The following is a 21604-nucleotide window of genomic DNA, read 5'->3' as shown; positions in this document are numbered from 1 at the left end:
GCTGCTCGGGTGCGTCGGATGGTCAGCGGCCGTGGACTGCTCCGGTGTTGCCAGGGGTGGTCGTCGCGGTCCCCGCGCCGTCTGCCGCGATGCGTACGGCGAGGGCGTGGCTGCAGGGCCCGCGGCGGCCCTGGTGCTCGGTCCACCACTGGCACGTACACGCCGACGCCCCACGGGTGGTTCCGGCGCCACCCCGCACCCGGTGCGTGCGCCCGTCGGTCGCCGTGACCTGCGCGAGGCCCGGGCCCAGGCTGCGCACGCCGCCCGCGGCGACGATTGCGCGCGCGGCCCGCAGCCGCGGGTTGTGGTCCTCGGCCCGGCCGGGGACGAACGGCAGCTCGCGGTGGAAGTACGCAGCCGCGGCGGGGTCGTAGCCCACCCGGCCGTCAGCCCCGAGCCGGGTGAGCGCGGCGCGGGTGCGTTCGACCGTCAGCCCCGCCTCGGCGGCGAGCTCGGCCGTGTCGATCCGGGAGTCCCAGGCGAGCAGGACGGACAGCAGCTCGGCATCGGCTTCGACGTCCGGACCGGCGAGATCGTCGAGCACCGCCCCCTCCCCGGAGAACCCCCGTCCCGTCTCTGGTGACAGCGTGAGCGTCAGCCGGAGGCCGGCCGGGAGGGCTATCTCCCACGCCGCGGATTGCGTCGCGCTGCGGGCGGTCACCGGCGGCCCGTAGAGGCGGAGTCCGCGGGCGTGGCGCAGCACCCGGCGCAGCGCGGTGAGGCGCTGCGGCCCCGGCAGGCATACGGCCCCCGGCACGGGCCGGGACGTGGTGCGCAGTCGCCCGTTGTTGGCGACGACCCACTCCGCGCCGCGCGAGGCGTTGCCGGAACCGGCCCGCGGGAGGGTGCGCAGGAAGCGGAGCGCCTCGGCGGCAGGCAACTCGGCGCGGAGGTCGAACCGGGAGGAGATGACCGCTGTCTCGGCGAAGCCGCGTATCCAGCGGTCGGGCAGCGGGACCTTCTTCTCGACGATCCGGTCGCCGCCCGTTTGGACGGCGAGTTCGTCGGGCCCGACGCTGAGGGCCAGCGGCTCACGGGCAGTCAGCCGCCCGAGGGCGTCCCGCAGCGGGAGGTTGACGTCGACGTTTGTGGTGCCGCGGCCGACCTCCCCGCCGTCCAGCCCGGCTGGGGGCACATCCAGCCGGGCGTGCACCCCACAGCAGCCGGAGAACGACTCGAACCGCAGCCGCCCGCCCCCGGCCGTGACCACGGGATCGAGGCTCGCAGCCCCGGTCAGCCGGGGATCGTAGTACCGGGAGGCCGCCACATCGGCGACTGCAAGCAACGCCGCGGCGGACGCCTCGGGTTCGGTAAGAGCCCCGTTGAAGAAGCGGGGATTCGCGGCGGCCCCGGCAGGCGTGCGTCCCCCGCTGGTCTGCAGGGCAAGGGCGTGCCCGGCTGCGTCGAAGGCGGACGGTGCGCGATAGGTGTACGTCGTGGTGGCTGCGGACATGTGACGGAACCTAACCCCTGGGTCTGACACTCCCGTTGCTCGCGGCTGCCGTCTCATGCCCGGCGTCACTGCACTGCCCGGCGCACCAGATTGCCGCCCAGCAGCCGAATCCCGGTGGTGGTCACCTGCGTGAGGGCCGGCCCCAGAACTGCCACCCCTCCCATATCCGTCAGAGAAGGGTGAACACCTGTGGGCGAGGTGATCCACCGGAGTGAGGGACAGCGATGTGACGACGTGAAAAGGCAGCCCTGATACCAGCATTCCTGCGACTTCTCAGTTCCCGCACACCCCGTGAGGCCGGCCCCTGCCCTGATCCGATTCCCGTGTCCGACTGGTGGCCTGTGCCCGGACGGCAGCAGGAGAGCGTGCCGGTGGCATTCGCTTGTGCTTTCAACACGTTCAACACACCTGCACCGACGTTGGGTTGCTCCCCCCCTCCGTCCAGTGAGACAGGTGGAAGGGGACGGCCTTGCTGTGCCGATGCCGGAGCGGGGCGCGGCGGCGCGCGGGCGGACACGCGGAGCGTTGTTGGAGGGCCGATGACCTATACGACAGCGGCAGTCCCTGGGGCTCTCCCGGTGATCGGCCATGGCTGGCCGATGATGCGCCGCCCCCTGCAGTTCGCGGGGTCTTTGTCCGGCCATGGTGATCTGGTGGAGGTGCGCCTGGGTCCGGTGCGCGCCTACGTTCCCTGCCATCCTGACCTGCTGTGGCGGGTGTTGACGGACGACCGTACGTTCGACAAGGGCGGTCCGTTCTTCGACCGGGTGCGCAGCACGATCGGCAACGGGGTCGGCAGCTGCCCGTACCACGAGCACCGCAGACAGCGCCGGCTCATCCAGCCCTCCTTCCACCCCGAGCGGCTGGAGCGGTACGCGACGGTGATGGAGCAGGAGGCTGCCTCGCTGACGGACGACTGGGAGGACGGGCAGGTCGTCGACGTCTACCGGTCGTTGTACGGCGCCGCCCTGCGGACAGTACTGCGCAGCCTGTTCGCCACCCGGCTCGACGCCGAGGCGGTGGACCGGTTCCGGGAGCCGGTGGAGACGGTGCTCAACCAGCTCACCGCCCGGATGTTCCTGCCACGGTCGCTGCAGCGTCTGCCGCTGCCGGGGAACCGCAGGTTCGACCGCGCCGTGGCCGGCCTGCGGCGCGGCATCGAGAGCCTGGTCGCCGAGTACCGGTGCGGCGGTACGGACCGCGGAGATCTGCTCTCCGCCCTTGTCGCCGCGCGCGACGAGGCGGCACGCGACGACGCTGCGCCCGGCGGCGGCAGCCTGGACGACACCGAGATCCACGACCAGGTCCTGACCATGCTGGCCGCCGGTTCCGACAGTGTCGCCGCGGCCGTGTCCTGGTCGCTGCACCTGCTGGACCGCAGCCCCGAAGCGCTGGCCCGGCTCCACCGGGAGGTCGACACAGTCCTCGGCGGCAGGCCGGCGAGCGGCGGGGATGTGCCCGGTCTGCCGTACACAGCGAGGGTGGTCACGGAGGCGCTGCGCCTGTATCCGCCGGGCTGGCTGTTCACGCGTGTCACCACTGAGCGGACGGAACTGGGCGGCCACCAGCTGCCGCCCGGCACCACCGTGGCGTTCTGCGCCCCGGCGGTGCACCGGTGCCCAAGGCTGTATGACCGCCCAGACGCCTTCGACCCCGACCGGTGGCTGCCCGAGCGCGCCCGCGCCCTGCCCAAAGGGGCCTTCGCCGCCTTCGGCGGCGGTGCCCGCAAGTGCGCCGGCGACGCTTTCGGCCTCACCGAGAGCACGCTGTTGCTCGCTGCCATCGTCGGCCGGTGGCAGTTGCGGCGCGCTGACGGCAGCGATGTCCGCCCGGTGGCCCTGTCCACCGCCTTGCGTCCCCGCCGTCTGCTGATGGAGATCTCCGCCCGGGACGCGCATCCAGCGGAGGACGGGCAGTCGTGAACGCCACAGCACCCCACACGTGCCCAGGCAGCAGCCCGGGCACCGTCCTACAGGCTCCGGCCCGACGGCCCGGTGGCCCGGTGGCCCGGTGGCCGATGGCCCGATGGCCCTCTTCGGTCCCGCCCCCGCTTCACTCAGCCCCTCCGGGAGGCACCATGCGAACCACCGACACGCTTTTGGTCGAACTCCCGCCCCGCTACTGCCCGCTGCCCACCGTCCGGCACCCCGACGAGGCCGTCCTGGCCCGGCACACCGCCGACTGGATCAGCCAGTTCGCACCAGCGCTGACACCCGGACAAAAGGCCCGCGCGCGCGGCAACGACTGCCCCGGCTTCTACGGGCGGATCACGCCCCGCGCCCCGGCCGACCGGCTGCAACTGGCGGTGGACTGGTGCACCTTGATGTTCCACCTCGACGACGTGCACGACGAAGGACCCGCCGCCCATCACGCGGGCGCTTTCGCGGACCTCGCCACCAGGCTCGTACGGGTACTGGAGGCTCCCGACGCGCGGGTGGACAGGCCCGAGGACACGTTTATGCCGCCGACGCGGGACCTGGCGCTGCGAGCCCACCGGTGGGCCACCCCCACCCAGATACGGCGCTGCGCCGAAGCACACCGAGCCTGGTTCCTCGCCATGCTGTGGGAGTTCGGCCACCGCGCCGCACAGAGCACACCGGCGCTCAACGACTACGCCCACTTACGCCGGCACACCGCGGCGGGCGCCGCCACGCTGGCCTGGGCGGAGATCATCGACGGGGAAGAGATACCCGAACGGGAGCTGTCTTCCCCCCTTGTGCAAGCGCTGACCGAACTCGCCTTCACCACTGCGGCGTTCGACGACGACCTCTTCTCCTACGGCAAGGAACTGTGGGTGGCCCGCAGCGAAGGCGCTCCGCCATCGGGACTCGGCCTCGTGGAGATCCTGCGCCGCGAGCGCAGCTGCTCCCAGCAGGAAGCACTACAGGCGGCAACGGAGCTGTGCAACCGGCTCACCCACCGCTACATCGAGCTCCGCGAGCGGGCCGCCCCACGTGCAAGCGGTCCGCTGCACGCCTACCTGGACCACCTGGACCACCTGCTGCCCGGAAACCTCGCATGGGGCCTGAGCGCCGACCGCTACCGCAACCCCGACGGCCGCTCACCCGGCGCCGTCACCACCACCGGCACCCGGACCCGGACCCCACCCGCCGACACCTCCCCGCCGCCGATCCCCTCCATCACCTGGTGGTGGGGCCCCCTCGACCAGTGAACCGGCCCATGCACCTGAACCGAGACCGACACCCGAGCCGGTGCCTGGCCGGACACCCAGCCGACCAGCAGCGAGAGACCGAGGAGGCCACATGACCCCCGGCACGGCGGCCGACGTCTTCCTCACCGAGACCCGCAGTCACATCGAGACGCTGCTGAGCGGCTTTCTGGCCCGCAAAGCGCGCACTGCCGCCACCGCCCATCAGGCAGAACTCGCCGAACTGCTCGAGGAGTTCCTCCGCGGAGGCAAGCGTCTGCGCCCATTGCTGTGCGTGACCGGCTGGTACGCCGCCACCGGGGAAGGAGACCTCACCCCGGTCACGCGCCTGGCCGCCTCCCTGGAGCTCTTCCACGCCTTCGCTCTCATCCACGACGACGTCATGGACGCCTCCGACGTCCGCCGCGGACGTCCCACCGTCCACCGCACCCTGGCCGCACGCTCGCCCAGCACCCGGGGCGGCGACGCGGCCGAACGGTTCGGAACCAACGCCGCCATCCTCCTCGGCGACCTGGCCTTGACCTGGTCCGACGAACTCCTGCACACCACCGACCTGTCCGAACCCCAGCGCGGCGCCGTCCTGCAGTGCCTGGACACCATGCGCACCGAGGTCATGACCGGCCAGTACCTGGACCTGCTCACCACCGGCGGCGCCGTTGCGGACATCGATACGGCCCTGTCCGTCGCCCGGAAGAAAACAGCCGCCTATACCGTCGAACGCCCCCTGCACCTCGGAGCCCTGCTCGCCGATCCCCCGCAGTCCGTACTGGAGGTGTGCACCGCCTACGGCATTCCCCTCGGTGAGGGATACCAGCTGCGCGATGACCTCCTCGGCGTCTTCGCCGACCCAGGCAGCACCGGCAAGCCCTGCCTCGACGACCTGCGCGACGGCAAGAACACCGTCCTGCTCTCCCTCGCCTTCGCCCACGCCACTCCTGCGCAAGCCGACCGCCTGCGCGCCCTGGTCGGCCGACCCGGCCTCACCGAGGAGACAGCCGAGGAGATCCGCGCCATTCTCACCACCACCGGAGCCCGCGCCGCCGTCGAGGACATGATCACGGCCAGACACCGCCAGGCCCTCGCAGCCCTCGACTCCGCCCCCTTCCCACCCGCCGCCACCCAGGTCCTCACCCAACTCGCCGACAAAGCCGTGCCCCCAGCTCCCTGACCGCGCCGCACCAACGTGCCCTGGACGCACCGGCGTACCTGCGCCGGCACGACGCCCTCGCGCCGCATGGGGGGTTGCACGCTCTCGCGAACCGCTCCGGTGGAGGTTGGGGCGGTGACGACATGTTCCAGACAGATCGGTGGGCCGGCGGCCGGGACTACTGCCGCCCGGCGCTCCCCTTCAACGCGCCGCTACCGGGCAGGGTGAGCAGGACCCTCTCCAGCATCTGTCGCAGAGCCGCCCGGTCGGTGGTGTCCGGGCCGGGCCGGGTCACCCCGTCGTAGGTGAGCCCCTCGGCGAAGGCGACAACGATCCGCCCGTCCTGTTGCGGATCCGGGCTGCCGAGCGTCGCTGCCAGCAGCTGTGCCTGGCTGACGAAGCTCTCCCGGACGCGGAGCAGTTCGGTGCCCAGCTCCCCTTGGGGGTGGCGGCCCGTCAGGAGAATGATTTCCAGGCGGGCGCGGGTGCGGTCGCGCTGAGGGCCGAGCCAGCGGGCCAGTCGCCGGCGAAGCGGTCGGCCACCTGTCGTAGCGGCGACGCCTCGGCCAGCTGTTCGGAGACGGTCGCTGCTTCTATGTCCGCCATTTTCCTGTTCGGCGGTGATCGCCGTGCCCGCCGGAGCGGACGAGGGATTCGGCGCACAGACCGGCACTGCTCTCACGGAAATGAGGCGGCGCCGGAGCGGCGCCGCCTCGACGGTTGGCACGCCATCGGTGCGACGACCTGCCAGGTGGCATACGTGGACCGGTCAGCGCCCCTGCTGTCCGGACACAGCCGCCCCGGCTTCCGGGAAGCATGGCTCCGAGCGGTCCGAGGGGTTTGCCTCCGCGGCCGGTGCTCGTCCTGTGGCGAGGGCGACGGCTTCTCGGAGCAGGCGCGCGAGGCGTTCGTCGACGTCTGGCGCACGCAGCAGCACCCGCAGAGCATGTTCGAGGTGGTGCCGTCCGGGGCCGCGCCACCACAGTGCATCAAGGCGCCGGACCACCGGAGTGGGACCGGCCTGACCGACCCTCAGGGCCCGGCGTCTGCACAGCGTCCGGCGCACATGCAATGTCCACGCGTGGGGGCGGACTCGTTGGGCCTCCCGCAGGACCTCTGCGATCACCATCGGTGCGAAGTCACGCGCACAGGGATACGCCCGAGCCAGGTCGGCGACGAGCGGCCACAGTCCGTGACGGGTGGAGTCGTCGACGGTGTCGTTCACCACGCGGGCCAGGGCAGCCAGCGTCGGGTGCGTGGTGCGAGGGCTGTCGGTGAAGCCGCCCGTCAGGAGGGAGGCGGCTTCCATCAGGCAGGCCCCGTCCTGCGGGGAGAGATGACCGAAGGGGCGCGGTGTCGGCAGACCGTCGGGGGTGGTGAGGTCAGGTGGTGTGCGGTGTGCGGACATGACCGTCTCCGAGGGGAAGATGCGGCTCAGATTCCGAGGAGGTGGTGCAAGATCCAGAAGACTGCTGCGGCGGCAAGACCCGCCCCGGGCAGGGTCGAACCCCAGGCGATCACGATATTGCGGGCGACGCCCCAGCGCACGGCGGAGAAGCGCCGGGTGGCCCCCGCGCCCATCACGGCTGAGGTGATGGTCTGCGTGGTGGAGATGGGTACCTTCCAGATGAACGCGGTGGCATACAGGACCGTCGAGGCGGTCGCCTCTGCGGCGAAGCCTCGGGGAGGATCGAGCTGCACGATGCGCCTCCCAAGAGTGCGGATGATCCGCCAACCTCCACTGTAGGTACCCAGCGCCATCGCAGCAGCTACGGAGAAGATCACCCATTCGGGCACCTCGAACCCGCTCTGGTATCCCGCGGTGACCAGGGCCAGCACAATCACACCCATCGTCTTCTGGGCATCCTGCAGGCCGTGTCCCAGGCCCATCGCGGCGGCCGAAAGTGTCTGCAGGAAGCGGAACCGTCTTCCGGCCTTGCGCGGGTTCGCACGTCGGCACAGCCACAGGATCCCCACCATCACCACATAGCTGAGGAGGAAGCCCAGGAGCGGGGAGAGCAGCATCGGCACAGCGACCTTTTCCAGGACGCCCATCCATTGCACCCCGCTGACGGCGGCCAGTGCGGCACCGATGAGGCCGCCGATGAGCGCGTGCGAGGAGGAGGTGGGCAGCCCGAGTCTCCAGGTGAGCAAATTCCAGCCGATCGCCCCCACCAGGGCGGAGGCGACGATGGTGAGACCACCGCTGCCGGTGGGCGTCTCGATGATCCCGCTGCCCACTGTCTTGGCCACGCCCGTGCCCATGTGGGCCCCGATGAGATTCATGACCGCCGCCATCGCCAGGGCGACCCGGGGAGTCAGTGCCCTGGTGGAGACGGAGGTGGCGATCGCATTCGCCGCATCGTGGAAACCGTTGGTGAAGTCGAAGATCAACGCGACGACGATGATCGCAATGACCCCAGCAAGTTCCATGGGTACGGCCACGCCTTTCTGTCCGGCACCCTCTCTGCCTACCGAACCATGGCCGATACGGCAGACCGGGGAACGGCGACTCGCCAGTCGGGCATCGACCCGAGCGCGAAGGCATGCCCGTTTGGCGGTGGGACGGCTTGCTGTGAGCGGATGCCTCGTATGGCCGCAGGTAGCCGGGGTGGTGCCGGCCCGTGACTGTGGGCCCGGCACCGGTGGAGCTGAGGGCTTCAGGGACGAATGAGGGTGCCGGACCGGTGCTGGGCTTGCGGTGGCGTGGCCAGCAGGGCCTGTTTCGGAAGCGTGTTTCGGAAGTGAATCAAGTGAATCAGGGTTGTGAGTTAACCATCACCGTGTGTATGTGCGGATGCGGTAGCGCAGCCCGGACGTCGAGGATTGCCAGCCCTTGTCCTCGGCGACTTTCCACGTCGGGTCCGGTGTCGGGGCGTAGATATCGCCGTCGGCCGTCGAGTCGACTTCAGTCACCGAAAGCGTCGTGGCGTATCCCAGGGCGGCACGGTAAATTTCACCGCCGCCGATCACCCATGCCGCGGTTGGGGCGGGCGGCTCCAACGGCTCGGCTGCGAGTTCCAGAGCCTTGGCGATGGACCCGGCACGTTCCGCGCCTTCGGCCACCCATTGTGGATCGCGAGTCACCACGATGTTGCGCCTGCCGGACAGCGGGCGGAATCGCGGAGGCAGCGAATCCCATGTCTTGCGCCCCATCACCACTGGGTGCCCGAGGGTGGTTGCCTTGAAATGCACCATGTCCTCAGGAAGTCGCCACGGAATCGCGTTGTTCGCGCCGATCACGCCATCGGGGGTCTGCGCCCAGATGAGCCCGACGTTCACACCGCGACCGGAGCTTTGATGGCCGGGTGGTGCTGGTAGTCGAGCACCATCACATCGTCGTGGGCGTAGTCGAAAAGCGAGTCGGCTTTGTGCAGGCGCAACCTGGGAAACTCGAACGGGGTGCGCGAGAGCTGCTCGGTCACCTGCTCGACGTGATTGTCGTAGATGTGGCAGTCGCCGCCGGTCCAGATGAAGTCGCCCGGTTTGAGGCCGGCTTGCTGCGCCACCATGTGCGTGAGCAGGGCGTAGCCGGCGATGTTGAACGGGACGCCGAGGAACAGGTCCGCGCTGCGCTGGTACAGCTGGCAGGAAAGTTTGCCGTCGGCGGCGTAGAACTGGAAGAAGGCGTGACACGGCGCGAGTGCCATCTTGTCCAGCTCCGCGACGTTCCAGGCGGAGACGATCATCCGGCGGGAGTCCGGGTCGCGGCGCAGGGTGTCGAGAACCTCGCTGATCTGGTCGACGTGCCTGCCGTCGGGGGTGGGCCAGGAGCGCCATTGCGCGCCGTACACCGGGCCGAGTTCGCCGTTCGCGTCGGCCCATTCATCCCAGATGGTGACGCCGTGCTCATGCAGCCAGCCGACGTTCGAGTCGCCACGCAGGAACCACAGCAGCTCGTACACGATGGACCTGAGATGCACCTTTTTGGTGGTGACCAGCGGGAACCCCTGCGAGAGGTCGTAGCGTAGTTGGTGCCCGAAGATACTCCGGGTTCCGGTGCCCGTCCGGTCGGCTTTGGCCGTCCCGGACGTGAGCACCAGCCGCAACAGGTCTTCGTACTGGGTGTCCGCCACAGCCGTCGAGTCTACTGGCCACCTGAACGCGGACTCGACGGCCCGCAGCTGGAGCAGAGTCTCCGGGAGTACTGGCAAGTCTGAATTCGCGGATCGGTCGGCGCTGGTTCACAATTCGGAGCAGCAGCCGTGGAGCCCGTGACGCACCTCGGGCCGGCTGGCTGTAGAAATCCGGTAGTTGCGGCCGAACGGGGCTGCCGGGCGGCGGTGCCCTTGGGGTCAGCCTTCGGTGCCGCCTTCGTCAGCGGGAGGCACCGCCGTCTGTCCGGGTGTTTTTCGGCAGCGTCAACTGAGCCGTCCGGATTCTCAGTCGGTGCCCGCTGTTGTCGTCAGTTGGCTGTTTTGCCGCGGTTGAAGGCGGTGGCCATCTCGTCGTCGAAGTTGTCCAGCCGACCGCCTTGCTGCGGGGCGACGATCTTCCACAGCTGTTGAGATCCGTCACATCCTGTTGTGACTGGATCTGAATCTGCCCGTTCGCTCCCGGATATTGTTCCTTCTCGTAGTCGCTCGTCTTCCCCTCGTCGCCGTACTCGGTCGACCCGGCGTTGATGACGTTGGCCGCCGCTGCCGCCGACTCCTTCGGGTGGCCGGTCCGGTCCATGGTGGCTGCAGTGATGACGGCGGCCGGCCACTTGGCGTCGTCGAGCGGCTGGGGGCCTGGCGTCTGCCACTTGTTGTCGACCAGCGTTTTGGCGTGCCGGGAACCATCGGGCCCGGTCAGGAGTTGACGTGACGCGTCGCCGTTCTCGCTGATGCGCTGCAGGAGAGCGATCGACGGGTCGTTGGCGTTGGTGCAGTCGGCGGTCCGCACCAGTGAGGTGACCCCATGGCAGGGGTAGCCGGTGGGCGTGACCAACTGCGCGCGGCCGTCGAGGCCCGTACGCCAACGGCGCACCCGGGCCCCGGTCAGCCGCGGCGTCCGCCAGTGACGGTCACCGGGTGATCCTGACGGAGCTGCCGGAACAGTCGGGCGGAGCGTTCGGCGTCCCAGCGGATGACGTTGCCCTTGGACGTGGGGAGTCCCACCGCGTCCACCGGCACGGTGACCCGCTGCGGTTTGCTGCCACCCGCGCCCTGCACCGAACGGAACATCTCGACCAGCCGCCGCAGATCCATGTCCTGGTCCACCACAAGCGTCTCCAGGCCCGCGTGAAGTGCCGGGTAGAGCTGCGACGGGTCAAGGACGGTGCCCGGCCTGGCGGCCTTGTGCGCCAGTGCCGAGAGGAAACGCTGCTGATTGCGGGAGCGGCCGAGGTCGCCCTCGGCTTCCTGGTGGCGCTGCCGGACGAAGGCGAGCGCCTCCCGGCCGTGCAGCGTCTGGCAGCCGCGTCTCAGGTCGGCTCCGGACTTCTCGTCCTTGATGTCCCGGTCGAGACAGAGCCGGACCCCGCCGACCGCGTCGACGATCTTCACGAAGCCGGCGAAGCCGATCTCCGCGTAGTGGTCGATCCGCAGGCCGGTGTTGTGTTCGACCGTGCGGGCCAGCAGTTCCGGACCGCCGTACGCGAACGCGGCGTTCAGCTTGTTCTTGGCAGGTGGGACCTGCTTGCCGGTGACCGGGTTGTGGAAGCCGGGGATGGTGACCCACGAGTCGCGCGGCAGGCTGACCATCACCGTGCCGTGCGCACCCTTGTGCAGGACGATCATCGAGTCCGTCCGGCGGCCTCCGCCGCCGCCCGCGTGCAGATCCCGCACGTCGGTGTCGGAGAGGCCCTCGCGGCTGTCGGAGCCGACGATCAGGTAGTTGGTCCCCTCCCCCGCCGGGTGGCGCCCGCCGAAGGCGCCGAGGTTCACCTCCCGGTTCAGCTCGGTCTCCGCCCAGGTGTAGGTGCCGCAGGCGGTGGCCAGCATGGCGACCAGCAGCGCGAGCGCCGGCCGCAGCACCCGGTGGCGACGCCGCGGACGGGCGTGTCTCTGCGCGGGCGTGCGCATGCGCACCAGCGCGGTGCCCCGCCAGCCGTACACCTCGCGTCGGGCGCCGAGCACGGGCGGGGCGGGACGGCCGGACGCGACGGCCGCGGCCCTCGGCTCACTCTCGATCTCGACGGGCGGGTTGGGGGCGTCGGGCTCGTCGGGGGCACCAAGGGCGTCAGGCACATCGGGGACACCGGGGACACCGGGGACGTCGAGCGGGTGGGTCATGGTAGTTCTCCCCTCGGTCCTTGGGGCAGCAGGCCGCGCTCGGCCGCCGCTGCCTCCATCTGGTACGGATCGGCGGTGCCGGTGCGTTGTATGCGGTGCCACTTGAGGCGCGAGCCGAGCAAGGCCGTCATCACCGAATGGATGACGACCAGGTACAGCAACTGCCGGTAGACGAACAGCTGGAGCGGGAGCGACCACAGGGCACGCTGCCGCTCCCCGTCCAGCCACAGCGCGTATCCGGCGGTGGCCATCTGCACGGCGAGGAATCCCAGCCAGACGGCGATTGCCTCTGTCGGGTCGCGGAAGCACACGCCGTACAGCGCGAAAACGTCGACGACCGGGGCGAACAGTGGCAGTACGACCTGGAAGAGCGCCAGATAGCTCAGCCCGCGGCGGCCGAACCGGCCGGCCGGCCCGACCTCGCGTACGGCGTGCCGGTGCTTCCACATCGACTGGAGGGTGCCGTAGCACCAGCGGTAACGCTGCCGCCACAACTGTCGCAGGTTGTCCGGGACTTCCGTCCACGCGACGGCGGACTCCTCGTAGACGACGCGCCACCCGGCCCGCCACAGCGCCATCGTCAGATCGGTGTCCTCGGCGAGGGTGGCCTCGCTGACGCCGCCGACGCCCATCAGCGCGTCGCGCCGGAAAGCGCCGATGGCGCCGGGGACGGTCGGCATGCACTCCAGCACCTCGAACATGCGCCGGTCCAGGTTGAAGCCCAGCACATACTCCAGGTGCTGCCATTTGCCCAGCAGGTGGCGGCGGTTGCCGACCTTCGTGTTCCCGCTGACGGCTCCGATGGCGGGGTGGGCGAGCGGCTGGACGAGACGGTGGAGCGCGTCCGGTTCGAAGACGGTGTCGGCGTCGACCATCACCACGATGTCGTGCCGCGCGTGCGCCAGCCCGGTGTTGAGCGCACCCGGCTTGCCGGTGTTGGGCCGGCGCACGAGGGTGACGCGTGGGTCGGTGATGCCGTCCACGACCGTTGCCGTGCTGTCCGTCGAGCCGTCGTCGATGACGATGATCTGCAGCTCCTGGTAGGTGGAGGCGAGCAGCGAGTGCACGGTGGCGCCGATGCCCGCCTCCTCGTTGTGCGCGGGGACGAGCACGGTCACCGGGCCGGTCACCTCGCGCAACCGCGGTGCGCCGGGTCGCCACCGGCCGCGGCGGCGGACGTGGAGGCGGGCGAACCAGGCCAGCATCGCCAGCCGCAGCAGCCCGAGCACGCCCGCCACGACCAGTGCCCAGGCCATCGCCCGGGAGAAGATCCGGCCGAGTTGCTGGGCACGGATCAGGCCCTCTCCCTTCATCCGTTCGGGGAGCGGCGCGGGCGTGGTGAAAGAGAGCTGCCCGAGCCCGGCCGAGACGGTGGTGAACCTCTCCACGTGCCGGTCGCGCAGCAGCGCCCGCGCCTCGCGGTAGCCGAGGTCGGTGTGGCTGAACTGGCGTACGACGCCGTCGCCGGGCTTGCGGCTCTTCCGGTCTGCGGCGACGACCAGATAGCCCTGCTTGGCGGCGCGCCGGGCCGCGGACCATTCCGGGCCGCACAGCGTGTCCGCCGCGGTGGTGTGCGGGAGCCGCAGCAGCCGGGTGCGCACACCCGCCGTGCCGGCCAGCGCTGTCTGCGTCAACGACAGCTCCATGCGGGCCCGTAACGGCGACGCGGCACCCAGGTCGCCGCCGGTGTAGGTGTACGAGCCGATCTCGTGTCCGTCCGCACGGATCCGCCGCATCAGTTCCGGGTGCCGGGCGGCCTGTTTGCCGTAGACGAAGAAGGTGGCGCGGGCGCGGTGTGCGGCCAGCAGATCGAGCAGCCGCGGGGTCCGGACGGGGTCCGGACCGCCGTTGAAGGTGAGGGCCGCCGTATGCGCGGGCATGGCGGCCGTCTCCACGCCGTCCCCGGTGAATCTCAGGACCGGCTGCCCGGTGTCGGCTCTGCGCGGTATGGGCTCGGCGCAGGGACGTTTGGTGCGGGCGGCGTCGACTTCGTGCGTGGTCCAGCCTTCGAAGAGGAGAGTGACGATGACGACCGTGAGGACGAGCAGTAACAGCACCCAGTGCCCGCGTGGGGGACGGCGCAGTGCGTGCCGGGCGCTCATCCGCGGAGGGCCGGCTGCGGCGACTCGACGGGGGACGGGGTACGGAAGGGCGGCCGGGAGCCGGACTCGCGCCGTTCGGCCCCGGCGCCGGTGTCCCGCCGAGGGTCGTCCGCACGGTCGGTGCCGTGCCGCGCGGCGGCGCCCCGTTCGGTGTCGCTGAGATCGGTGCCGCTGCGCGGGGCACTCCCCTGCTGTGCGGGGCCGGTGGGGACGGCCTCGCCGGTGCGGGGAGGCTGCTGCTGCCCGGCGGGCTGCCAGATCCCGGCGAGGACAACCGCGACGAACATCAAATACGCGCCGCAGGCAGTTCCGAGTGCCACGGCAATAGGCCGGAGCACCCTCCTGCGTTTACCTGAATGTTCAATGAATATCGGGCAGTTGCCCTGCTTGTTCTGCGTCGTACCGTGGGGGGTGTGCTGCATGAAGGCTGAGTTTAACCAGACCTATTCGCCCCTGAGCAAGAGCGCATCACCGCGCGTAGACGCGGTTGACATGACCGGCGGCGAGATGGGGCACCGGCGATCACCTTCCCGCGAAGTCGGGTTCTCCCTGTTCACCCGATTCCACCCAAGTAGCCTGCGGCGGGCGGGATTTTCGCAGGTCAGCAGGGTCGTACCAGCATGGAGCGGAGTTCGTCCGCCCGTCGCACCGTCGACACGGAACCGCTTCGGTCCCGCCTCCGTCCCATTCCGGGCCTCGGTAACGCGGTACGGCGGGAACGTGGTGCGCGGGAACGGCACTACGGCGGGAACAGCACTACGGCCAGTACGACAGGAAAGGAGACGGAAATACAGCGGACATGGCTACTTCATCGGCGGTCGATATCCCGATCTTGCATTCGGCCTCGGCCGCGCGAATAGCATGCCCTCAGCAGAGTTCAGCTGCCATTCCCGGAGAAGCTGTCGACGTTATCCGCCAGGCGGCAGATGGGCAGTTGGGACATCCAGTCCAGCCCGTGCCGGCCGCCTGTGGGGCGACGGCCGACATGCGGGGCGGCCAGCGTGACTGCCGCGGTTCCGCTGCGGCGGTCGTACTCGTCCCACGTCTCCTCGGCGGCCTCACACACCTCCGCGACACCGGACAGTGTGCGCATTGCCCCCTCCCGGCGCCCTGTCCCCCGCGCGCCCAGGCGCGCCATCCCGGCCTGTGAGGGGGTGGGACACGCCAGGGGCGGGCGGGTCAGCCGGGTTGTGCGGACAGTACCTCTTCGGGGGTCAGCGCGCTGCCGCACCGGTACGCGGTCCGGTAGGCGTCCTCGTCCAGGTGCTGCCGTATCGCCTTCGTGATCCGGTCGACATCGCCTCGTTCGGCCGGGGGAAGCGGCATGCCCACGGAGTCCCTCGCCGCGTGCGCGGCGCCGAGGAGCACGGCGGCGTGTGTGTGGCGCCCCGCGAGGGTGTGGGCGCCTGCCAGGCCCTCCAGGGCCAGTGCCATCGCCCGGGGGTCTCCCGTGTTGCGGGCCGAGGTCCAGCCGTCCTGGTGCAGGCGCAATGCCTGGTCCGCGTCGCCGCGCTGTTCGGCGATGAAGCCGAGCTCTGCCAGGGCGAGCGCGCGGCCGGGTTCGAAGGACATCGTGGTCTGCCACCGCAGCACGTGGCGCATGTGGGCCTCGGCGGACTCGAGCCGTCCTTCGCGGCGAGCACCGAGGCCGAGGCCGACCTCGGCGTGGATCTCTCCCGGCTTGAAGCTGTGCTCGGCGGCGAGACGCTGCGCCCGCTGATGGAACTCCCGTGCCCTGGCGTGGTCACCGGTGAGCATGGCGGTGCTGCCCACGCTGGTCAGCCGGTCTGCGGCCTCCGGCCACAATCCGAGGTCCTCGGCCAGGCGCAGCCCCTCTTGATGGAGTTTCGCCGCGCGTGCGTAGTCACCGGCCATCTCGGCCAGCGAGGCGAGCGGTTCGATGGTCTGCAACTGCCCCCAGCTGTCGGCCAGTTCGGAGAAGAGCTGCGCGCTGCGCTGTCCGTCGTGCGCGAGCCGGGTGAGATCGCCGCGCACATGTGCCTGGTTGGCCCGTACGCTCAGCGCCGCAGCGGTTCCCCAGGTGTCGCCGAGGGCCTGGAACTCTTCGAGCGCCTGTTCGATGAGTTCCTCGCTGGCGGCCTGGTCGCCGACGCCGAACAGGGCGAAGCCGAGGAACCACTGTGCTCCGGCCCGCTCGCGCCGGTCCGTCACTTCCCGGGACAGCTCCACGGCGACGCGGCTGTACTGCGTCCGCTCGGTGCCGTCGCCGACGAGGACGGCGAACCCCGCGCGCCACGCCCGGGCCTGGGCCCACAGGGACGCAGCGGCCTTCGGGTTCCGGGCGGTCTCGGTGCGTTCTGCCGCGGCGAGCGCCGCCTCCAGTGACCTTCCCGCCTCCCGGAGTCGGCCACGCAGGAACCAGTACCAGGTCAGAGCGTTGACCAGCCGCAGAGCGTCCTCGACGGCACCGTGCTGTACCGCGTGGTCGAGCGCCCGGCGGACATTGGCGGTCTCCGCGTCCAAGAGGCGCAGTTGGTGTCGCTGGTCGGGGCCGTGCATCAGCGGGGCTGTGCGCTCGGCGAGTTCGGTGTAGTACCGGCGGTGGCGCCGCAGTACCTCCTCGCTCTCGCCGGCCTCGTCCAGGCGGGCGAGGCCGTAGTCCGCGACGGATTCGAGGAGCCGGTAGCGGGGTTCGTCGCCGCTGTCGTCCATGACGACCAGCGAACGGTCCACCAGGCGGGCGAGCAGATCGAGAACGTCGTGAGGGTCCACACCTCCCGCGGCGCAGACAGCCTCCGCCGCCTGAAGGGTGCATCCCTCGGCATGGGCGGCGAGGCGGCGCAGCACGGCACGCTCGGGACAGGTCAGCAGGTCCCAGCTCCAGTCGATCATGGCTCGGAGTGTCTGCTGGCGGGGCGGGGCGCCCCGGTAGCCGGTAGCGAGGAGCCGGAAGCGGTCGTCGAGGCGGTGGACCAACTCTCGTACGCCGAGCGCGCGCACCCGGGTGGCGGCCAGTTCGAGCGCCAGGGGAATTCCGTCGAGCCGACGGCAGATCACCGCCACGTCCCGGGCGTTGCCGGCGTCGAGCGCGAAGCCGGGTGCCGCGGCGGCTGCCCGCGCGACGAACAGCTCGACGGCGCTGGAGCGTGCCACCTCGTCGAGTCCCGACTCGCGGGCCGGGTCGGGCAGCGCCAGCGGGGGCACCGCCCGGACCACCTCGCCGGGAATGCCGAACGGTTCCTGGCTGGTGGCCAGGAGGCGCAGGCCCGGGGAGCGCTTCAGCAGCAGCGCCGCCAGTTCGGCGACCGCGTCGACGATGTGCTCGCAGTTGTCGAGGAGCAGCAGTAGCCGCTTGCCGCCGAGCGCCCCGGCGAGACGCTCGGCGGGTGAGGAGGGCCTGTTCGTGCCGGGGGCCGCGGACCGCGGTTCCTCCCGGATGCCGAGCGCCGTCATGACGGCTTCCGCCACCGGGTCCACCGCTTTCGCGCTGCCGGTACGGCCCAGCGCCGCGAGCTCCACCAGCCAGGCGCCGTCGGGGAAGTCAGCGGCGAGCTGGGTTGCGGTCTCCAGTGCGAGCCTGGTCTTGCCGACGCCGCCGGAGCCGGTGAGCGTCACGTGCCGCGCGGTGGCGAGCAGGCCCTTCACCTCGGCCACCGCCTCTTGGCGGCCGACCAACTCGGTCAGTGGAGCGGGCAGGTTCGAGACAGTGCGGCGCAGCGGGGCCGCGTCGCCGGTGGGTGTTCTCAGCTGCGTGTCCTGCTCCAGCATCGCCTGGTGCAGAGCGGTGAGTTCGGGGCCGGGGTCGAGGCCCAGTTCGTCGGCGAACCGGGTCCGCAGCTCCTGGTAGCCGGCCAGTGCTTCGCCCACCCGGCCGGCGGCGTACAGAGCGCGCATATGGAGGGCCCGCAACCGCTCGCGCAGCGGGTGGCGCACGACGAGCTCGTGCAGTTCTCCCGCCACGTCGAGGTGTTCGCCCAGTCCGATCCGGGTCTCGGCGAGTGCTTCGAGGGCGGCGAGGCGGGCTTCTTCGAGGCGGGTGATGACCGGGCGGGCAAATGCGGCGTCCTCGAAGCCGGAGAACGCCGTGCCCCGCCACAGTGCCAGGCCGTCCGACAGGAGCGCTGCGCGGGTGCGCGGCGCTTCGGCAGCCCGGGCCCGCGCCGTAAGGGCTGCGAACCGATCCATGTCGACGCTCTCGGGTTCCGTACGCAGCAGATAGCCGTCGTCGCGCAGCATCAGCAGCTCACGGCCGCCCGCTTCCGCCTCCTCGAACACCTTCCGCAACTGCCAGACCTTGGTCTGCAGGGCTGCGGAAGGATTTCCCGGCAGCTCTCCCTCCTCCCACAGCTGGTCTGCGAGCCGGTCCGCGGACACCGGGCGCCCCTCGTACGACAGCAGTGCGGCCAGCAGCGCCCGGGTTTTGAGTCCTGGCACGGTGACCGGGCTGCCGTCCGCCCCCCAGACGGCCAGTGGCCCCAGCACGCCGAATCGCATGGGCGCAACGGTAATGCAGCCCCCGTGGGGTACCGGGAGTCGGCCGTGAGCCGGTGGTGAGCCGGTGGTGAGCCGGTGGTGAGTGCCCCGACGCAAGCTGGGACCTGTGCACCACCGTGCCCTCATCCCCGTTCCCCCTGCCCCGAACCACCAAGGGCGCAGACGGTTCACGAACCATGGAGAGTTCACATGACGACAGAAGCTCAGGCCCCCGCGGATCTGCGGGCCGGGCCCCGGGAGTGGCTCGGGCTCTTCGTGCTCACGCTCCCCACGATCCTGCTGGCCCTCGATGCAACCGTGCTGAACCTTGCGGTCCCACACATCAGCGCGGACCTCAAGCCCACCAGCACCGAACTGCTGTGGACGGTCGACATCTACGGATTCATGATCGCCGGATTCCTGGTGACCATGGGCACGCTGGGCGACCGCATCGGCCGTCGAAGGCTGCTGATGATCGGGGCGCTCGGCTTCGGCCTGGCCTCGGTCCTCGCCGCGAAGTCCACCAGCCCGGAGATGCTGATCGCGGCCCGCTCGCTGCTCGGCATCACCGGCGCGACGTTGATGCCCTCGACGCTGGCCCTGATCAGCAACATGTTCAACAACCCCCGGCAGCGCGGGGTCGCGATCAGCGTGTGGGTGACCTGCTTCTCCGTCGGTATCGCCGTCGGCCCAGTCCTGGGCGGTGCGCTGCTGCAGTGGTTCTGGTGGGGTTCGGTCTTCCTGCTCGCCGTACCGGTGATGGTGGTGCTTGTGGTGGCGACGCCGTTGCTGATCCCCGAGTACAAGGACACGCAGGCCGGCCGTATCGACACGACCAGCGTGGTGCTGTCCCTGGTGACGGTGCTGCCGGTGATCTACGGCATCAAGCGCTTGGCCGAGCACGGCGTTGACGCCCAGGCTGTCGTCATACTGCTGATCGGCGCGGTCTTCGGCGTGCTGTTCGTCCTGCGCCAGCGCAAGCTGGCCGATCCGCTGCTGGATCTGCGGCTGTTCTCGAACCGGGCGTTCACCACCGCGCTGCTGGTGCTGCTGCTCGGTCTCGGCCTGATGGGCGGGCTGTATCTGTTCATCACGCAGTACCTCCAGTTGGTGGAGGGCCTCTCACCGATCACGGCGGGGCTGTGGCTGCTGCCCGCAGCCGCGGCACTGATCGTGGCCTCCTCGCTGACGCCCGTGATCGCCGGCAAGGTGCGCCCCGGGTACGTCGTCGGCGGCGCGCTGTTCCTCTCGGTGTCGGGCTACGCCTTGATCAGCCTGGTCGACAGCACCGACGGACTGCCGCTGTTGGTGACCGGCTTCGTACTCGTCTACACCGGCATCAGCCCGATGATGGTCCTCGGCACGGACCTGGTCGTCGGCTCGGCGCCACCGCAAAAAGCCGGTTCCGCCGCGGCGATTTCGGAGACGGCGATGGAGTTCGGCATCGCGCTGGGCATCGCCGGCCTCGGCAGTCTCGTCACCGCCGTGTACCAGGACGGGATCGGCGAAGCTCTGCCGCCGGGCCTCCCGGAGTCGGCCGCCCACCCGGCACGCGACACGCTCGCCGGTGCCGACGCCATGTCCGACTCGCTGGGCACCCACGTCCTGGAGCAGGCCAGGGAGGCGTTCACCAACGGGCTGAACCTCGCAGCCGGCACCGCGGGCGCAATCGTGGCCGTGATCGCTGTCGCCGCCATGGTGCTGCTACGACACGTGCCGGTGGGCGGTACCGAGGACGAGGAGGCCGGTGAGGTCGGTGACACCGGTGACGCTGGTGAGCCCGATGGCACCGGTGAGCCCGATGGCACCGGTGAGGCCGCGCCGACGGCGGAACCGGTGACTGCCGGGGACAACCGCTGAGGCGTGGCGCAACCTGAACATCACCCGCCCACAAGGGAGCGGCGGATCGGTGCGGGCGCCAGCCGTCGGACAGGCCCATGATCGGCTGGACAAGCTCCAGTGAGGCGATGCGCTCCCCCTGGGCGAGCTCCGCCGGGCCGCGTTCGTCGGTGGCCGGGCCGCAATGTGGTGCGACCGGGATCCTTTGCCGGAGCAGTCGTGGTGCTGAGAGACAAGGCCGCATCGGGCAAGGGACGGGGCGCCCGGGATCGGCCCCCCCCCCGGGGCGTATGGCGCGTTCAGCTGTTCTCCCGACTCGACGTGCGCCCTGGGCAGTTCGGGGAGGAGCTGCTGGAATGGCATACGGGGCTTCACACGGCGGTCCCTGGAGAGGGGGCCCCATGCACACGGGTCAGCTGTCATGGTCGGCTCGGGTCGTCGTGGTGGCGCTGGCGTTGCTGGCCATGCTGGCCGGACCCGTGCCGGTCGCCTCGGCCGCCCAGGCACAGGCCCCGGCAGGGGACTGCGCGACGACGCTGCGCTGCGACCTGGCCGAGCTGGAGCGTATGTCCATGGCAGACCGCGTGGAACTGGTCCGCGCCCTGCAACGGGAGCACGGCCCGGCCTTCGAGCCGGGCTTCCGGCGCTGGGCCGCGATCGCGGGAGTGATGTCAGCGGCGCGGGACCGAGGGCTCGGCGATCCGGGGACGTGGATGTCAGTGACGAACGCGGGCCTGCTGGAGGCGATGGAACGGGGCCTCGCACATGGGCTCGACCCCGAAGCAGACGTGTACGGCAACCCCGGTGCCCTGCGCTGGTCCACCTACCTGACGAACCTGGCGGCCGGGCGCCTCGACTCACGTCCCCGGCACGACGAGGAATGGAGCAAGGCAGAGCAGACCTCGCTGGATCACGGGGACGAGATCGCCCGTACGGAGTTCGGCCTGCAGCCCACCCCCTCCGAACAGCGCTTCAAGCAACTGACCGACCTCTACCGCTGGGCCATGCAGAACGAGGACGAGCTTCCAGCTCAACTGGGCACGCTCGCCCCGGTGCTGTGGTGGTTCACGGATGTCCGCAACGAGGACTCCTACCGGATCAGCGCCGAGATCGCCATGACAGCCTCCTTCGGCCCGCCAGGTATCGAGAGCCTCACCCGGCTGCTCCGCCAGATCCAGCACAAATGCCCCACATGCACCACCCCGCTGCCGGCCTCCCTTCACATCGGAGCTCGCTGAGCAA

The 21604-nt window shown here is 70.5% G+C and carries 17 protein-coding genes; 5 read left to right on the top strand and 12 right to left on the bottom strand.

The genetic code is table 11. The annotated features are described in order from the left end of the window. Positions 1–22: 22 nt before the first annotated feature. Positions 23–1453, bottom strand: coding sequence for an SWIM zinc finger family protein (locus ACTWP9_RS20995; protein ID WP_443247771.1), 1431 nt, complete (start codon positions 1451–1453; stop codon positions 23–25). Positions 1454–1992: 539 nt separating this feature from the next. On the opposite strand from ACTWP9_RS20995, the gene ACTWP9_RS20990 reads away from it, so the two are divergent. From ACTWP9_RS20990 to ACTWP9_RS20980, 3 genes are all read left to right on the top strand, one after another. Beyond that, entirely contained in the window at positions 1993–3375 is a 1383-nt protein-coding gene (locus tag ACTWP9_RS20990; RefSeq protein ID WP_443247770.1) for a cytochrome P450, read from the top strand. A 155-nt stretch (positions 3376–3530) separates the two neighbouring features. Next, positions 3531–4625, top strand: a complete 1095-nt coding sequence (locus ACTWP9_RS20985; RefSeq protein WP_443247769.1) for a terpene synthase family protein — start codon at positions 3531–3533, stop codon at positions 4623–4625. Positions 4626–4716: 91 nt separating this feature from the next. After that, on the top strand, positions 4717–5790 hold the full coding sequence (locus tag ACTWP9_RS20980; RefSeq protein WP_443247768.1) for a polyprenyl synthetase family protein: 1074 nt from the start codon (positions 4717–4719) through the stop codon (positions 5788–5790). A gap of 157 nt (positions 5791–5947) precedes the next feature. On the opposite strand, the gene ACTWP9_RS20975 is transcribed toward ACTWP9_RS20980, so the two are convergent. The 11 genes from ACTWP9_RS20975 to ACTWP9_RS20925 form a co-directional block, all read right to left on the bottom strand. After that, complete coding sequence (locus ACTWP9_RS20975; RefSeq protein ID WP_443247767.1) at positions 5948–6451, bottom strand: hypothetical protein; 504 nt, start codon at positions 6449–6451, stop codon at positions 5948–5950. Between the two features lie 87 nt (positions 6452–6538). Next, positions 6539–7177, bottom strand: a complete 639-nt coding sequence (locus ACTWP9_RS20970) for a hypothetical protein (protein WP_443247766.1) — start codon at positions 7175–7177, stop codon at positions 6539–6541. A gap of 26 nt (positions 7178–7203) precedes the next feature. After that, a complete protein-coding gene (locus ACTWP9_RS20965) occupies positions 7204–8202 on the bottom strand; it encodes an inorganic phosphate transporter (protein ID WP_443247896.1) in 999 nt (332 codons plus the stop codon). Positions 8203–8547: 345 nt separating this feature from the next. Continuing rightward, positions 8548–9051, bottom strand: a complete 504-nt coding sequence (locus tag ACTWP9_RS20960) for a dihydrofolate reductase (protein WP_443247765.1) — start codon at positions 9049–9051, stop codon at positions 8548–8550. Continuing rightward, a complete protein-coding gene (locus ACTWP9_RS20955) occupies positions 9048–9845 on the bottom strand; it encodes a thymidylate synthase (RefSeq protein WP_443247764.1) in 798 nt (265 codons plus the stop codon). The genes ACTWP9_RS20960 and ACTWP9_RS20955 overlap by 4 nt, the downstream gene beginning before the upstream one ends. A 241-nt stretch (positions 9846–10086) precedes the next feature. Continuing rightward, a complete protein-coding gene (locus ACTWP9_RS20950) occupies positions 10087–10656 on the bottom strand; it encodes a hypothetical protein (protein ID WP_443247763.1) in 570 nt (189 codons plus the stop codon). Between the two features lie 95 nt (positions 10657–10751). Beyond that, positions 10752–11987: an LCP family protein gene (locus ACTWP9_RS20945; protein WP_443247762.1), complete on the bottom strand. Its 1236-nt coding sequence runs from the start codon at positions 11985–11987 to the stop codon at positions 10752–10754. Then, positions 11984–14089, bottom strand: a complete 2106-nt coding sequence (locus ACTWP9_RS20940; protein ID WP_443247761.1) for a bifunctional polysaccharide deacetylase/glycosyltransferase family 2 protein — start codon at positions 14087–14089, stop codon at positions 11984–11986. The genes ACTWP9_RS20945 and ACTWP9_RS20940 overlap by 4 nt, the downstream gene beginning before the upstream one ends. Beyond that, on the bottom strand, positions 14086–14409 hold the full coding sequence (locus ACTWP9_RS20935; RefSeq protein ID WP_443247760.1) for a hypothetical protein: 324 nt from the start codon (positions 14407–14409) through the stop codon (positions 14086–14088). Before ACTWP9_RS20935 ends, ACTWP9_RS20940 begins: the two co-directional genes overlap by 4 nt. A 557-nt stretch (positions 14410–14966) precedes the next feature. Then, entirely contained in the window at positions 14967–15182 is a 216-nt protein-coding gene (locus ACTWP9_RS20930; RefSeq protein ID WP_443247759.1) for a hypothetical protein, read from the bottom strand. Between the two features lie 86 nt (positions 15183–15268). Then, entirely contained in the window at positions 15269–18544 is a 3276-nt protein-coding gene (locus tag ACTWP9_RS20925; protein ID WP_443247758.1) for an AfsR/SARP family transcriptional regulator, read from the bottom strand. Between the two features lie 189 nt (positions 18545–18733). On the opposite strand from ACTWP9_RS20925, the gene ACTWP9_RS20920 reads away from it, so the two are divergent. Together ACTWP9_RS20920 and ACTWP9_RS20915 are read left to right on the top strand one after the other, a co-directional pair. Continuing rightward, entirely contained in the window at positions 18734–20383 is a 1650-nt protein-coding gene (locus ACTWP9_RS20920) for an MFS transporter (protein WP_443247757.1), read from the top strand. 380 nt (positions 20384–20763) lie between these two features. Beyond that, on the top strand, positions 20764–21600 hold the full coding sequence (locus ACTWP9_RS20915) for a hypothetical protein (protein WP_443247756.1): 837 nt from the start codon (positions 20764–20766) through the stop codon (positions 21598–21600). Positions 21601–21604: the final 4 nt, after the last annotated feature.

Origin of the sequence: Streptomyces sp. 3N207, assembly GCF_052246355.1 — a bacterium.
Lineage (GTDB): Bacteria > Actinomycetota > Actinomycetes > Streptomycetales > Streptomycetaceae > Streptomyces.
This window is presented reverse-complemented; position numbering and strand designations above follow the sequence as displayed.